Here is a 13,720-nt window from a genome sequence, read left to right as displayed (position 1 = left end):
CTTAGCCCTCCTTGGCAGGTGCCGGCATTGAGCCAGGCGCAGATTGGCCGCTGTCTTTCAGCGCTTTGGTGACTTCCGGCGGCATGTATTTTTCATCGTGCTTGGCCAGCACTTCATCGGCCACCACCACGCCGTTGGCGTCGAGCTTGCCCAGGGCGACGATGCCCTGGCCTTCGCGGAACAGGTCCGGCAGGATGCCGCGATAGGTGATGGTCACGGCTTTGTTGAAGTCGGTGACGACGAAGGTCACGTCCAGGGAATCGCCGGAGCGTTTCAGCGAACCCTTCTCCACCATGCCGCCGGCGCGGATGCGCGTGTCCACCGGCGCTTCGCCATTGGCGATCTGGGTCGGGGTGTAGAACAGGTTGATGTTCTGCTGCAGGGCACTCAGGGCCAGGCCCACGGCAATGGCGACGCCGGCCAGGATGGCAAGGATGATCAACAGACGCTTTCGGCGCAACGGATTCACTTATCGGTCTCCCGGCGCAGACGACGCGCCTCTTGTTGCAGGTAACGCTTGCGCGCCAGCAGCGGCACGGCGACGTTGAGGGCCAGCACCGCCAGGCAGATGCCATAGGCCGTCCAGACATACAGGCCGTGATGGCCCATGGCGAGAAAATCGCTGAATGAAGCAAAACTCATGCAGGCGCTCCCAGGCTGGCTTGAACTTCGGCCTTGACCCAGCTGGTGCGGGCTTCACGCTTGAGCACTTCCAGGCGCATGCGCAGCAGCAGCACCGCGCCGAAAAAGCAGTAGAAACCCAGCACCATCAGCAGCAATGGCGCCCACATTTGCACCGGCATCGCCGGTTTTTCGGTGAGGGTGAAGGTGGCGCCCTGGTGCAAGGTGTTCCACCACTCTACCGAGTATTTGATGATCGGGATGTTGATCACGCCGACAATCGCCAGCACCGCGCAGGCCTTGGCGGCGCTGTCACGGTTGCTGATCGCGTTGCCCAGGGCAATCAGGCCGAAGTACAGGAACAGCAGGATCAACATGGACGTGAGCCGCGCATCCCACACCCACCACGAACCCCAGGTGGGTTTGCCCCAGATCGCGCCGGTGACCAGCGCCACGGCGGTCATCCACGCACCTATCGGCGCGGCGCATTGCAGGGCGACGTCGGCAAGCTTCATCTTCCAGACCAGACCGACGATGCCGCATACCGCCAGCATCACGTAGCAGGACTGCGCCAGCATGGCGGCGGGCACGTGGATATAGATGATGCGAAAGCTGTTGCCTTGCTGGTAGTCCGGCGGCGCGAAGGCCAGGCCCCAGACCAGGCCGATGCCGATCAGCAGCACGGCGGCGACACTCAACCACGGCAGCAGCTTGCCGCTGATGCCATAAAACCATTTGGGCGAGCCGAGCTTGTGAAACCAGGTCCAGTTCATTGCTGTTTCTCACGGTTGCTGCTTGTCGTGGCAAGCAGCTTAGGGTCTTTACTGGCCAAGCGTGTAACGCCTGACCAGACCTCATTATTCGCCGACGCTGATCTTCAGGCCGGCTGCTATGGCAAAGGGTGTCAGGGTTACCGCCAGGGCGGCCAGGCTGCCAAGCCACAGGAGGTAACCGGTCGCCGGCATGCCCATCAGCGCAGCCTGCAAAGCACCGCTGCCGAGGATCAGGACCGGGATGTACAACGGCAGAATCAGCAGGGCCAGTAACAGGCCACCGCGCTTCAACCCGACGGTCAACGCTGCGCCCACCGCCCCCAACAGGCTGAGCACTGGCGTACCGAGTAACAAGGAAAGGAGCAACACCGGCAAGCATTCAACCGGCAAACCCAGCATCAGCGCCAGCAGCGGCGAAAGCAAGACCAGCGCGAGGCCGGAAAAGGCCCAGTGTGCCAGTACCTTGGCCAATACCAGAAGGGGCAACGGGTGCGACGAAAGGACCCATTGCTCCAGGGAACCGTCTTCGAAATCACTGCGAAACAGCCCGTCCAGCGAGAGCAGCACGGATAAAAGCGCCGCTACCCACACCAGTCCCGGGGACAAGGTTTGCAACAGTTTAGTCTCGGGACCGACCGCCAAGGGGAACAAGGCAACCACGATGGCGAAGAACACCAGCGGGTTGGCCAGTTCTGCCGGGCGACGGCACAACAGGCGGGCTTCGCGGGCGACCAGCAGCGCAAAGACACTCATGCCGACCACCGTCCCAGATCCAGTTCACGGTAACCGGCGGGCCTGCGCGCCAGGGTGTGGTGGGTGGTGAGCACCACCAACCCGCCCTGCTCGCAATGCCGGGCCAGGTGTTCTTCCAGTTGGGTCACGCCTTGTCTGTCGAGGGCGGTGAACGGTTCGTCGAGAATCCACAGCGGCGGGCCGGGCAAGTACAGGCGCGCCAGCGCGACACGACGCTGCTGGCCGGCGGAGAGGGTGTGACAGGGCACGTCTTCGAAGCCCTTGAGACCGACAGCGGCCAGGGCCTGCCAGATGGCATCGCGACCAGCGGGATGATGCAGGGCGCTGAGCCAACTGAGGTTTTCTTCTGCGGTGAGTACGTCCTTGATCCCGGCGGCGTGGCCGATCCAGATCAGGTTGTGGGCCAACTCGGTGCGCTGTTCATGCAGGGGCTTGCCGTTAAGCCGAACCTCGCCTGCCGTCGGCTGCATCAACCCGGCCAGCAAGCGCAGCAGGCTGGTCTTGCCACTGCCGTTGGGGCCGCTGATTTGCACCATGTCGCCACCCGCCAGGCGCAATTCGAGGTGTTCGAACAGCAGGCGCAGGTCGCGTTCACAGGCAAGCGCTACGGCTTCAAGAAGAGGGCTGGTCAAGAGATCGCGGGCCTTTACGGTTCAAGTCGGCGGTGCAGCGGCCGTTATAGAGAAATGCACAATAACGGCTTTGGCGACCGATTTTAGAGAGCTGGATCAAATAGTTGTGAGGTTTTTACCGCTCTCTTTGCAGACGGGCGGCATTATACATGCGATGCCCTACTCTAAAGAGGGCAATTTCCCCAGAGACGATGCGCACGATGACCGGTGAGATCAACCTTCCTACCCTGCCGCCAACCGCGACTTCAGGCCCTGCCCCGCTGCCTGCGGTCGGCGAACTGCTTAAGCTGCTGGAGCCGCAGACCGGCTTGATCGCGCCTGGAAAAACCGTCAACGCCGAGGTGATCGCGCTTAAACAAGGCGGCGAAGCTTTTCAGCTGCTGTTGAAGTTAACCCTCGATGGCGGTCGCCAGACCCTGGTGCAAGCCAGCAGCACCCAGCCGTTACCGTTGGGCAGTAACGTGGCCGTGGGCCAGACGCAAGCGGGCAACCTGACCCTCTCGCTGCAGCAGGCGTTGAGCGCCAATGTCGCCGCCCTCACCCGCATCGACACCGCCCAAATGCCGGTAGGCACGCTGCTGCAAGCCAAGGTGCTGACCACCCAGCTGCTGCCCCAAGGCAGCTCGCAGCCAGCGGTCTATCGCTCGCTGGTGAGCGTGCTCAATAGCGCCATGACCACTGCCACCCTCACCGTGGAAAGCCCGCAGCCGTTACGGGTTGGCAGCCTGCTCAGCGCGGTCGTGCAGGACGCGCAGACCCTGAGCTTCGTGCCCTTGAGCGGCATGAAGGACCAATTGGCTGTCGCGCAGCAACTCTCGACCCAGCAAAGCCGCCAAGGCTCGCTGGATGCGGTGTTTACCGCCCTGCAAAACCTGCCCCGTGGCGACAGCACCTCCGCCGACCTGCGTGGGGCGGCCGAGCGTTTACTGGCGGCATTGCCCGACCTGGCGCAAGTCAGTAACCCCAAGATATTGGCGCAACTGGTGCAGAACAGCGGAGCCTTTCTGGAGGCCAAGCTGCTTGCCGGGCAGAATCCACAAATACCACCGCTGGACATGAAGGGCGCGCTGCTGCGCCTGGTCGCGGATCTACTGCCTGCCCTGCCCGCCAGCACCAATCTGAATGCCATCCTCGCCGCCAATACGCTGGCCCAGGTATTGCCCAATTTTGTGCGCAGCCCGTTGGGCACCCTCGGTCAGGTCAGTGCGCGTCAGATGCCCGCGAGTTTCCCGCTGCCCGAGCGGCTGATGGCCAAACTGGAAGGCGAAGGCGACCTGGAAAACCTGCTGCGCCTGGCCGCCGGCGCGATCGCTCGCTTACAGAGCCACCAACTGTCGAGCCTGGAACAGACCGGCACCACCGCCGATGGCCGCCTGCAAACCACCTGGCAACTGGAAATCCCCATGCGCAACCTGCAGGATATCGTGCCGCTGCAGGTGAAATTCCAGCGCGAGGAGCCGCCCGCGGATAAAGAGCAGCCCGACCGCAAAGAGCGCAAAGACCCCAAGCAGATGCTCTGGCGCGTGGAACTGGCGTTCGATATGGAGCCATTGGGGCCGTTGCAGGTGCAGGCGCAACTGACTCAGGGCAAACTCTCCAGCCAGTTATGGGCGACACGGCCCTTTACCGCCAGCCTGATCGAAAACCACCTGGGCAGCCTGCGCGAGCGCCTGGTGGCATCCGGGCTTAACGTAGGCGATCTGGATTGCCACCTCGGCACCCCGCCGCGCGGCCCTAAAACCGGACTGGAACAACGCTGGGTGGATGAGACCGCATGAAGAACCCCTCACCTCCCCGCCAGGCGATCGCCCTCAAGTACGACGGCCAGCAAGCCCCCACCCTGACCGCCAAGGGCGATGAGGCCCTGGCTGAAGCGATCCTCAAGCTGGCGCGGGAAAATGAAGTGCCCATCTATGAAAACGCCGAATTGGTGAAACTGCTGGCGCGTATGGAACTGGGGGACAGTATTCCGGAAGAGTTGTACCGCACGATCGCCGAAATCATCGCGTTTGCCTGGACCTTGAAGGGCAAGTTCCCGGTGGGCTATGACCCCGACGCGGGGCCGGTGGAGCGGGATGTGACGGAACGTGGCGACGACTACTGAATAAAGCCAGGCCAACACCGATTCAAATGTGGGAGGGGGCTTGCTATGTAGGAGCGAGCTTGCTCGCGAAAGACTCAGAGCCCCCGCGTTTATCCAGAATGAACACGTTGCCTGGACGTTTTTCGCGAGCAAGCTCGCTCCTACAATGAGCCCCTTTCGCTTAACTGATCGGCGTTGAGGCTTGCCGCGATAGCGGTGTATCAGTCACCTGAACCTGCGCTATCGGACCAAGCCGATAAACCTCAGCGGCGCAGGAGACGGTCCAGCACCAGCAGGGCTACCGCACCAATCGCGAGTGCGGCGACTGGTTTTTCTTTAACGAACGTAGATACGCTGTCCAGCGCGTCGCCATAGGTCTGGGTCAGCTGACCGGCAGCTTGTCGTCCAACACCTTCTGCTTCGATCTTCGAATCACCCAACAACTTCCCGACCGCACTTTGTGCCTTGCCGGCGAGTTTTTGTGCAACACCTTCTGCTTGTTCACTCTTCATGATTCACCACACCTTTGCGTGTCATTGATCAGCTCAGGGTCGACCCAAGCCAGGGGTTATCTGCACAGCGTTAGGGGCATGGGCGTCATGATTAGTTCAAAGTTGATGAACCTCCGGAATCGAAGGCCCCGAGCGTGGAGAAGCTAGGGCGCGAGGCCCTAGCAGGTATCATTTTTTCTTTTTCGTCGGCTTTTCTGCTTTCTCTGACTTCTTCTCTGCCTTCTCCGGCTTCTTCGCCTTTTCTGGCTTGCTGTCAGCTTTTTTCACGGACTTCTTGGGTTCAGCATCTTTTTTCTTGTCTTTCTTTTCCGAAGATTTTGAAAGAGCCGATGCCGCTGCGGATTTTTTTGCGGGTGAAGACTTTTTGTCTTTCAATTCCTTGCTGGCTTTCGAACCTTCACCTTTGCTTTTCTTCTCGTCTTTAGCCACGTTGCCCACCTCTCGGAATATGCCGATATTGGCAAATTGCCTGTGCGATTCGTCACAAGCTATTCGTTAGGTAAGCGCGTTCACGGGCGGTTCAAATTTTTGCTGCGTCGACAGGCTGACCAATTGGGTTGTCGGGCGCCCGGTCACTTCGATTGAACGATCAATTGGACGCTCCCTCTATCGCATAACCAGTGAATGGAGGATGTGACCATGATCGACTCAGCAACCGGCATGAAGCCAGGGGAACGTTATTCAATCGAGAGCCAGGAGCGCACTCATCATTTCCCGGGTTTTTTTCTCGATGGAAAATACTACTTGGGCCCCGAGCTTATGACTGCCGTGGGATGGCTTGAAGGTCAGAAATTCCTGTACGACGAACTCGACGCGCTGGGAGACCCGGTGTTCCCTGAGCGGGTCGCTGGCGTTATCGAAGACCTGACGTTGACGCTCAATGATGGCGCCCGCCTCAAGTTGAAGGAAGTTCGCTTTCACGCACCGCTGGAACAGCCCGACCCGAAATCGACGAGGAAGATCGAAGGTGGCTGGAGAGATCGTCCACTGCTCATTGCAGGTGTCACCGCTTTGGCATTCGGCGTTATTGCGTTTGCACTCGCTCGACAGAAACGCGAAAAACGTGGACTGCGAAGATAATGTGAGCCGTTGCCTGGGTTCCATCTGCAGTAGATGGAGTCCAGGCCTTTACGATGGCCCACATTGAGTAGGCGAAATCAATCCAGGACTTCACTGAGTGGAATGAAATTGACCTGATCGCCCACCGCCAAGGTCGTCCCTTCCAGCACTTCCACCAACCCTTGCGCCCACGCTGCACTGCGCAACACGCCGGAGCTCTGGTTGCCGTAGATGACAGCCTGGCCCTGCTCGATACGCCCGCGCAGATACTCACGGCGGTTGCCTGGCTTGGGCCACACGAACCCCACCGGCACATTGAAACGTAGCGGCGCAACGTCTTGCACACCTTGGCGGCGCAGCAGGTAAGGCCGTGCCAACAGGGCGAACGTCACCAGGGTCGACGCGGGGTTACCCGGCAGGCCGATCACCGGCACGCCACGAAAGTGCCCGAAGGTCAGCGGCTTGCCCGGTTTGATCGCGAGTTTCCACAACGCCAGCTCGCCCTCTTCACGCAGGGCAATGCCGAGGAAATCCGCCTCACCCACCGACACACCGCCAGTGGACAGGATCAAGTCGACGCTGCCCACGCCAGCCAATCGCGTGCGCGTCTGTTCCAGGTCGTCCGGCAGGATGCCGGCATCGATCACTTCACAGCCCATTCGCGTCAGCCAACTGCACAGCACGCGGCGGTTGCTGTTGTAGATCTGGCCTGGCCCCAGCGGCAAACCGGGCTCGATCAGCTCATCGCCGGTCGACAGCACGGCCACCCGCACCCGGCGCACCACGTTCAGGTGATCGCGCCCAAGCGAAGCGGCCAGGCCCAACTCGATCGGGCCCAGGCGCGTGCCCGCGGGCAACACCAACTCGCCGACCGTGGTTTCCTGGCCTTGTGGGCGGATGTTCTGGCCAGCGTGCAGCGGCTCGCTGAAACTCACGCGCTCATCGCCGTGAAGGGTCGCGTTTTCCTGCATTTCCACGCAGTCCGCACCCTGGGGCACCGGCGCGCCGGTAAAGATGCGCGCGCAGGTGCCGGCCGCCAGAGGCTCTGGCGCGACGCCGGCGAAAATGCGTTGGCTGATCGGCAAGGGTTCGCCGGTCCAGTCCGCCACGCGCAGCGCGTAGCCGTCCATGGCGCTGTTGGGCCAGGGCGGCAGGTCGAGGGTGGAGACCAGATCTTGCGCTAATACGCGGCCATCGCACTCGGCCAGGCGCATGCTTTCGTGCTCGCGGATCGGCGACGCGTCGGCCATGTCCAACAAACGCTGCAAGGCCACTTCCACCGGCATCAAGGCGCCGGACTTGCCGGGCTTATCCACGCGATTCACAAGGCTCGGCCTGTTTCAGATGCGGGACGAAGTTGCACGGCCGATGACGGTTATCCAGCTGTTCCGCCAGGATGCCGTCCCAACCGGTGCGCACCGCATTGGTGGAGCCTGGCAGGCAGCACACCAGGGTGCCATTGGCCAGGCCGGCCAGGGCGCGGGACTGCACCGTGGACGTGCCGATGTCGGCTACGGATATCTGGCGAAACAGCTCGCCGAAACCATCGACCTGCTTGTCCAACAGGCAGCTCACCGCTTCGGGCGTGCTGTCGCGGCCCGTGAAGCCGGTGCCGCCGGTGATCAGCACGACCTGCACCACGTCCTCGGCGATCCAATGGGCAACCTGGGCGCGGATTTTGTAGAGGTCGTCCTTGAGCAGCACCCGTTCGGCCAGGGTGTGGCCGGCGGCGGTCAGGCGGTCGACGAAGACCTGGCCCGACGTGTCGGTGTCCAGGGTACGGGTGTCGCTGACGGTCAATACAGCGATATTCAGGGGTACGAAGGGCGCATCGGCCTTGGCGTTCATGGCACGGTCCGGTTGTCGAAGGAACAGCCCGATGTTATATCACAGGCCCCTATTTCCATGCCGCAGCGGAACCGCCATGTCTGTTGAATCTTCACCCCTGCCTTGCTCGATTTTATTGTTGGCCGGTGGGCGTGGCCAACGCATGGGCGGCCAGGACAAGGGGCTGCTGGAATGGCGCGGCGAGCCCTTGATTGCGCACCTGCAACGCCTGGCGCGGCCGCTGACGGACGACCTGATCATCTCGTGCAATCGCAACCACGCGCGGTATGCGCCCTATGCCGACCAACTGGTGAGCGACGACAGCTCGGACTTTCCCGGGCCACTTGCCGGCATCCGCGCGGGATTGTTCGCCGCACGCCATGGGCATCTGCTGATCCTGCCCTGCGATGTGCCGCGCATCGATGCACGACTGCTGGCCGACTTGCGTGCCACAGCGCGCTGCAACCCGCAGGTTCCGGTGATGATTCGCCACGGCGAGTTCTGGGAACCCTTGCTCTGCATCCTCCCCACCGCCCTGAAAGAACAAGTGGAACGAGCCTGGCAAGCGGGCGAACGCAGCCCGCGGAAAATTTTCCTGCAACTGGGTGGCGTGGCGCTCGAATGCGCCACCGATGACCCGCGCCTGGCCAATCTTAATACCCCCGAGCTGTTGCACCCACAGGCTGGCGTGTCAGAATGAGCCTTGCATCAGGAACTTTGCCGGCGTTGCACACGTCACAAGGTCAGCATTTCAAAAGTATTCTCTCGGAGACACACTCATGACTCAACGGACCATCGCCGCTCTCATGCTTGCACTGGGCCTCGCCACCCTCGCCGGTTGCGCTTCGCCAACAGTGATTACCCTGAATGACGGTCGCGAAATCCAGGCCGTCGACACCCCGAAATACGATGAAGATTCGGGCTTCTACGAATTCGAACAGTTGGACGGCAAACACACCCGTATCAACAAAGATCAGGTTCGTACCGTTAAAGACCTGTAAGCCAGCGCTTGCACACAAGGCCCGCCTCGCGCGGGCCTTGTTGTTTCTGGCGTTTACCAGTCCAGGGTGATTTCGCTGCGAAAGGTGCGTTGCTGGCCGCTGACCGGGTCGATGAAACGTACGCCCTGGGCCAGCAACTTGAGCGGGTTGGCGTAGTCGTCCACCGCGTCCTTGATCACGTTGGGATAGAACGGGTCATTGCAGATGCTCGCCCCGAGCGCAGTCATGTGGACGCGCAACTGGTGCTTCTTGCCGGTGACCGGGAACAGGCCATAGCGCCATAAATCGCCGTGTTTCTCGCGCACTTCCACCGCCGTTTCGGTATTGCTGGCACCGGGGCATTCCTGCATGCGGAAGAACGGTTCGCCGTCCACCAGCCGGCTCTTGTGCACCAGCGGGAAGGTCAGATCAGGTAAGGCCGGGGCAATGGCTTCGTAGAATTTATCGATGCGCCGCGTGGGAAACAGCTGCTGATAGGCCGCGCGGCTATCGGGATTGGCCGAGAACAGCACCAGCCCTGCGGTATGCCGGTCGATGCGGTGCAGGGGCACCAGGGCGGGATTGTCCAGACGCCGGATCAAACGGCGCAACAGGGTTTGTTCGACGTACTCGCCGGCGGGGGTCACCGGCAGAAAATGCGGTTTGTCGGCCACCACCAAGTGTTCATCGGCGTACAGGATGGTTTCCTGTACCGGGATTACTTTCTCGTTGGGCACTTCGCGAAAGTAATAAATGCACAGGCCTTCCTTGTACGCCAGGTCCAGGCGAATGGAGCGACCGTTGATATCCAGCACCCGGCCACGAGCAATGCGGTCCAGCCAGTGTTCACGGGCGATTGCCGGGAAATGATCGCACAGGCAATCGAGCACCGTCGCCCACGGGCCAGGCGGCAGGTATAAGGTGCTGGCTTGGTGCTGTGACGGGGAAAAACCGGAAGTGGACATGCAGATGCTCAAAGCCTGGAATAAACAGGCGGGCATTATCCCGCATGGCGCGGGATTGAGCCTAGGAGAGATCTCAGGCCTTGACCAATTGCGCGCGCAAAACCTTCGAAGCGCTCGCCGCCTCGGTAAATTCCTTGAGCCAGCGCAGTACGTCTACAGCCTCCCAACGGCCCGGATCGTACAGGGCGTAGAGCAAGCCTTGGTAACCCACCACGTCCAACTGCTTGTGATAACCGGCACGCTGGAACAGCGCCTCGATTTCTGCAAAGCAGGTATTGAAATGCACTTTGTTGAAGGGCGTCTTGCCTTCCGTGACCAGGCCATCGAGGCGCAGCTCGCTCACCGCATCGCGCACGACGTCGGCGGACATGCGATTGACGCTGCTTTTCAGTTGTTCGACATTCACCACGGGCGTTCCCTCTATTCAATCGCTGTACAAACATACAGTAACGTAATATTAGGAAACCCGCCATGGTCTAAAACGTCAGCGCAGGAAAGCAACCACTTGGTCAGTGTCGAACGGCCAATCCAGTTCAGCCCCGGTGTCCACCCGTCTGAGCACCGGAATCCGCAGGCCGTAGACCTCGGTCAAGTCGTCGGGATCAGTGATATCCACCAGCTCCACGAGTAACCCGTGTTCGACGAGCGGCATGATTTCGGCTTCGGCAATTTCACACAGATGGCAACCCAGGGTGCCGAACAGCTGGCATTCAGGAAGCATGGCAAATCAACTCGAATGGAAAACACGCCACCATTCTAAACCCAACATTGGGCAACCGGCGCGCCGATCAATCCTGGCTGACAGCGCCGATCTTGTGGATCGACAAGTCCGCCCCGTAATACTCCTCTTCCTGGCTCAGGCGCAGCCCGCACACGCGCTTGATCACACCGTACACCAGCAGGCCGCCGCCCAGCGCCACGGCGACGCCGAGGGCGGTGCCGATCAACTGACTGACCAGGCTCACACCGCCCAACCCACCCAGCGCCGTCTGCCCGAAGATGCCGCAGGCAATGCCACCCCATACCCCACACAGGCCATGCAGTGGCCATACGCCCAGCACGTCATCGATTTTCCAACGGTCCTGGGCCGCCATGAAGCACCACACGAACAAGCCCCCCGCGACCACACCGGTGACCAACGCGCCCACCGGATGCATCAGGTCGGAACCGGCACAGATCGCCACCAGCCCGGCCAGCGGGCCGTTGTGCAGGAAGCCGGGGTCATTGCGGCCGATCACCAGCGCGGCGACGGTGCCGCCGACCATTGCCATCAACGAGTTGACTGCCACCAGGCCGCTGACGCCATTGAGGGTTTGCGCGCTCATCACGTTAAAACCGAACCAGCCCACGATCAGGATCCACGAGCCCAACGCCAGGAACGGAATGCTCGAGGGAGCAAACGCCACCAGGCGCCCTTCGCGGTAACGTCCGTTGCGCGGGCCGAGCAACAGCACCGCCGCCAACGCCAGCCAGCCGCCCATGGCATGGACCACCACGGACCCGGCGAAGTCATGGAAGCTGGCGCCAAAGGTCGCGAGCAGCCAGGCTTGCAGGCCGAAGTTGCCGTTCCACGCCATGCCTTCGAAGAACGGGTAGATGAACGCCACGATCAATGCCGTCGCGCACAACTGCGGCGCGAACTTCGCGCGCTCGGCAATCCCCCCGGAAATGATCGCCGGGATCGCGGCGGCAAAGGTCAGCAGGAAGAAAAATTTCACCAGGCCGTAGCCATGATCCGCGCTGATCACCGCCGCGGGCTGCATGAAGCTGACCCCGTAGGAGATCCAATAGCCTATAAAGAAATAAGCCAGGGTGGAGATCGCGAAGTCGCTGAGGATTTTCGACAACGCGTTGACCTGATTCTTCTGGCGCACCGTACCGACTTCCAGAAAGGCGAAACCGGCGTGCATGGCCAGGACCATGACCGCGCCGATCAGGATGAACAGGGTATTGGAGCTATGGACAAGGGTGTCCACCGCACTTTGCAGATTTTCCATGGAGGTTGGCAGGCCTGCAGTAAGGCAAACAGCACCAAAGCGGTTCAAGCCGGGGTTGCTCGCACCAAATTGGCACCAAAGCCGCCGTCCTTCTTCAGAGGACGTGAACTGCTTTAGCGCAGCGATCAACACAACCGGCGCTCCCCGACGGGGTATTTGCGCGAGTTTCAGTTAATTAGGGTAAGGTTTTTCAAGGTTTTCACCTCGACCGCCCGGATTCAGCGCAGGCCCCAGGGCATGCGCACCAAGGCAAAGCAAAAGCTGTACCACACAATCGCAGTGAACCTTCGGCGAACCCGGCGACTCGAAACCACACGTACAGAACAGCCACACACGGAGATAACCATGGCCGGCAAAACAGCAAAGACTGCTCAAGAAATATTGATGGCGGATTTCCAGACCCTGGTCAGCGATACCGAAAGGTTGCTGGACGACACTGCCATCCTGGCCGGTGATCAGGCCGATGAGCTGCGCACCAAGATTCACGAAAGCCTGCTCAAGGCCCGCGAAACCCTGCAATTGACCGAAGACTCCCTGCGCGAGCGTGGGCAGGCGGCCATTACCGCAACCGAAGATTACGTGCAGGCCAACCCATGGCAGTCTGTCGGCATTGCGGCGGGCGTGGGCTTTTTGATCGGTCTGTTGGCTACCAGGCGTTAATATCATGGCTATCGACGAATCCAGCTCGTCTAAGGGCGCAGGTACCACCTCCCGCCGCCTGGGCGCTGCCGTGCTCGGCTTACTGCACAGCCATGTCGAACTGTTTGGCATCGAGTTACAGGAACAGAAGGCACGCACGGTCAGCCTGCTGCTGTTTGCCGGCTTGGCGTTAGTGTTTGCGCTGCTGTTATTGGTGGGCCTATCGACGTTGGTGATGATCCTGGTATGGGACACCGGCTACCGCCTGACCGGGATCATCTGTCTGTGCGTGTTTTACAGCCTGGCCGCAGCATTCTGCGGGGTACGCTTGAAAGCGGCCGTGTTCGATGAGTCCACGCCCTTCCACGCCACCCTCGAAGAATTGGCCAATGACCGGGAGCGCCTGTTGCCATGAGCCTGCCTGAAATCCCGCAAAACTCGTCCCGTCGGGAGATGCGCAAGGCGTTGATTCGCCTGCGCATGGAAATGCACCGTCAGGAAATCCGTCACGAGTCCCAGCAACTGATGGCGCCGCTGCACAAAGTGCGCGACCTGCGTCACAACTGGCAAGACAGCCTGGGCATCAAGCACGCGCCGCTGTGGGGCGTGGCGGCGGTGACATTGATGGGGTTCTTCACCGGCAAGGGCGCCAAGGGCGGCAGCATCAGCAGCGTGACGCGCCTGGTACGGCTGGGGGCCGGGTTGATCCCGCTGATCAAACTGGCCATGCAAGGCGCATCGCGCAGAAAATAAGCCCCGCTCGCTGACTCCACGCTACAACTGACCGCCTGGCAACTGCGCCACGGCGGTCAGTGCCTGTTGTCTGCCGCTGTCCACCTGAAGATTTCCGCTTGCCCCGCCCGCGTGGAAACGGGAAGC

20 protein-coding genes and 1 pseudogene are annotated in these 13,720 nt (G+C 61.1%); 8 read left to right on the top strand and 13 right to left on the bottom strand.

What is annotated here, in order from left to right:
• Window position 1: 1 nt before the first annotated feature.
• The 5 genes from ccmE to ccmA form a co-directional block, all read right to left on the bottom strand.
• Window positions 2–469 carry a cytochrome c maturation protein CcmE gene (gene ccmE / locus C4J85_RS08240; RefSeq protein ID WP_124409405.1) on the bottom strand — a complete coding sequence of 156 codons (468 nt, stop codon included), beginning with the start codon at window positions 467–469 and terminating at the stop codon, window positions 2–4.
• Window positions 466–642 carry a heme exporter protein CcmD gene (gene ccmD / locus C4J85_RS08235; RefSeq protein WP_124366410.1) on the bottom strand — a complete coding sequence of 59 codons (177 nt, stop codon included), beginning with the start codon at window positions 640–642 and terminating at the stop codon, window positions 466–468. The genes ccmE and ccmD overlap by 4 nt, the downstream gene beginning before the upstream one ends.
• On the bottom strand, window positions 639–1,394 hold the full coding sequence (locus tag C4J85_RS08230) for a heme ABC transporter permease (RefSeq protein WP_124366409.1): 756 nt from the start codon (window positions 1,392–1,394) through the stop codon (window positions 639–641). Before C4J85_RS08230 ends, ccmD begins: the two co-directional genes overlap by 4 nt.
• Window positions 1,395–1,478: 84 nt before the next feature.
• Entirely contained in the window at window positions 1,479–2,147 is a 669-nt protein-coding gene (gene ccmB / locus C4J85_RS08225) for a heme exporter protein CcmB (RefSeq protein ID WP_124361944.1), read from the bottom strand.
• Window positions 2,144–2,779, bottom strand: a complete 636-nt coding sequence (ccmA, locus tag C4J85_RS08220) for a cytochrome c biogenesis heme-transporting ATPase CcmA (RefSeq protein WP_124409404.1) — start codon at window positions 2,777–2,779, stop codon at window positions 2,144–2,146. Before ccmA ends, ccmB begins: the two co-directional genes overlap by 4 nt.
• 200 nt (window positions 2,780–2,979) lie before the next feature.
• Here ccmA and C4J85_RS08215 point away from each other — a divergent pair, with 200 nt between their 5' ends.
• Window positions 2,980–4,557: a flagellar hook-length control protein FliK gene (locus tag C4J85_RS08215; protein WP_124366407.1), complete on the top strand. Its 1,578-nt coding sequence runs from the start codon at window positions 2,980–2,982 to the stop codon at window positions 4,555–4,557.
• The gene (locus C4J85_RS08210) at window positions 4,554–4,883 is read left to right on the top strand and encodes an EscU/YscU/HrcU family type III secretion system export apparatus switch protein (protein WP_124366406.1); all 330 of its coding nucleotides are present in this window, start codon (window positions 4,554–4,556) and stop codon (window positions 4,881–4,883) included. The genes C4J85_RS08215 and C4J85_RS08210 overlap by 4 nt, the downstream gene beginning before the upstream one ends.
• A gap of 242 nt (window positions 4,884–5,125) precedes the next feature.
• Here the strand turns inward: C4J85_RS08210 and C4J85_RS08205 are convergent, their stop codons facing one another.
• Together C4J85_RS08205 and C4J85_RS08200 are read right to left on the bottom strand one after the other, a co-directional pair.
• Window positions 5,126–5,374: a CsbD family protein gene (locus C4J85_RS08205; protein WP_124366405.1), complete on the bottom strand. Its 249-nt coding sequence runs from the start codon at window positions 5,372–5,374 to the stop codon at window positions 5,126–5,128.
• A gap of 168 nt (window positions 5,375–5,542) precedes the next feature.
• The gene (locus C4J85_RS08200; RefSeq protein ID WP_164487649.1) at window positions 5,543–5,812 is read right to left on the bottom strand and encodes a hypothetical protein; all 270 of its coding nucleotides are present in this window, start codon (window positions 5,810–5,812) and stop codon (window positions 5,543–5,545) included.
• 201 nt (window positions 5,813–6,013) lie between these two features.
• Between C4J85_RS08200 and C4J85_RS27830 the strand changes: the two are divergent.
• A pseudogene (locus C4J85_RS27830) lies at window positions 6,014–6,281 on the top strand (short-chain dehydrogenase); the annotation flags it as partial.
• Window positions 6,282–6,531: 250 nt separating this feature from the next.
• Here C4J85_RS27830 and glp read toward each other — a convergent pair.
• Window positions 6,532–7,758: a gephyrin-like molybdotransferase Glp gene (gene glp, locus C4J85_RS08190; protein ID WP_124409402.1), complete on the bottom strand. Its 1,227-nt coding sequence runs from the start codon at window positions 7,756–7,758 to the stop codon at window positions 6,532–6,534.
• Entirely contained in the window at window positions 7,742–8,281 is a 540-nt protein-coding gene (gene moaB / locus C4J85_RS08185) for a molybdenum cofactor biosynthesis protein B (protein WP_048729884.1), read from the bottom strand. Before moaB ends, glp begins: the two co-directional genes overlap by 17 nt.
• 76 nt (window positions 8,282–8,357) lie before the next feature.
• Between moaB and mobA the strand changes: the two genes are divergently transcribed.
• Together mobA and C4J85_RS08175 are read left to right on the top strand one after the other, a co-directional pair.
• Window positions 8,358–8,960 carry a molybdenum cofactor guanylyltransferase MobA gene (gene mobA, locus C4J85_RS08180; protein WP_124366401.1) on the top strand — a complete coding sequence of 201 codons (603 nt, stop codon included), beginning with the start codon at window positions 8,358–8,360 and terminating at the stop codon, window positions 8,958–8,960.
• 79 nt (window positions 8,961–9,039) lie between these two features.
• Window positions 9,040–9,261, top strand: coding sequence for a YgdI/YgdR family lipoprotein (locus C4J85_RS08175; protein WP_003189935.1), 222 nt, complete (start codon window positions 9,040–9,042; stop codon window positions 9,259–9,261).
• Window positions 9,262–9,314: 53 nt separating this feature from the next.
• On the opposite strand, the gene C4J85_RS08170 is transcribed toward C4J85_RS08175, so the two are convergent.
• The 4 genes from C4J85_RS08170 to C4J85_RS08155 form a co-directional block, all read right to left on the bottom strand.
• On the bottom strand, window positions 9,315–10,205 hold the full coding sequence (locus C4J85_RS08170) for a pseudouridine synthase (RefSeq protein WP_124409401.1): 891 nt from the start codon (window positions 10,203–10,205) through the stop codon (window positions 9,315–9,317).
• Between the two features lie 73 nt (window positions 10,206–10,278).
• Window positions 10,279–10,614, bottom strand: a complete 336-nt coding sequence (locus C4J85_RS08165; protein WP_124403534.1) for a transcriptional regulator — start codon at window positions 10,612–10,614, stop codon at window positions 10,279–10,281.
• A gap of 75 nt (window positions 10,615–10,689) precedes the next feature.
• A complete protein-coding gene (locus C4J85_RS08160) occupies window positions 10,690–10,926 on the bottom strand; it encodes a glutaredoxin family protein (protein WP_124361933.1) in 237 nt (78 codons plus the stop codon).
• Window positions 10,927–10,993: 67 nt separating this feature from the next.
• Window positions 10,994–12,202, bottom strand: coding sequence for an ammonium transporter (locus C4J85_RS08155; protein WP_124409400.1), 1,209 nt, complete (start codon window positions 12,200–12,202; stop codon window positions 10,994–10,996).
• Between the two features lie 345 nt (window positions 12,203–12,547).
• Between C4J85_RS08155 and C4J85_RS08150 the strand changes: the two genes are divergently transcribed.
• Genes C4J85_RS08150 through C4J85_RS08140 form a run of 3 tightly spaced genes read left to right on the top strand, consistent with a single transcriptional unit; the run spans window position 12,548 to window position 13,594 of the window.
• Window positions 12,548–12,862, top strand: a complete 315-nt coding sequence (locus C4J85_RS08150) for a YqjD family protein (RefSeq protein WP_124361931.1) — start codon at window positions 12,548–12,550, stop codon at window positions 12,860–12,862.
• Window positions 12,863–12,866: 4 nt separating this feature from the next.
• Window positions 12,867–13,256, top strand: a complete 390-nt coding sequence (locus C4J85_RS08145) for a phage holin family protein (protein ID WP_124366397.1) — start codon at window positions 12,867–12,869, stop codon at window positions 13,254–13,256.
• Window positions 13,253–13,594 (top strand): hypothetical protein, encoded by a 342-nt coding sequence (locus C4J85_RS08140; RefSeq protein ID WP_124361929.1) that lies wholly within the window; start codon window positions 13,253–13,255, stop codon window positions 13,592–13,594. The genes C4J85_RS08145 and C4J85_RS08140 overlap by 4 nt, the downstream gene beginning before the upstream one ends.
• Window positions 13,595–13,720 lie beyond the last annotated feature (126 nt).

Source organism: Pseudomonas sp. R4-34-07, from assembly GCF_003852375.1.
GTDB lineage: Bacteria > Pseudomonadota > Gammaproteobacteria > Pseudomonadales > Pseudomonadaceae > Aquipseudomonas.
This window is presented reverse-complemented; position numbering and strand designations above follow the sequence as displayed.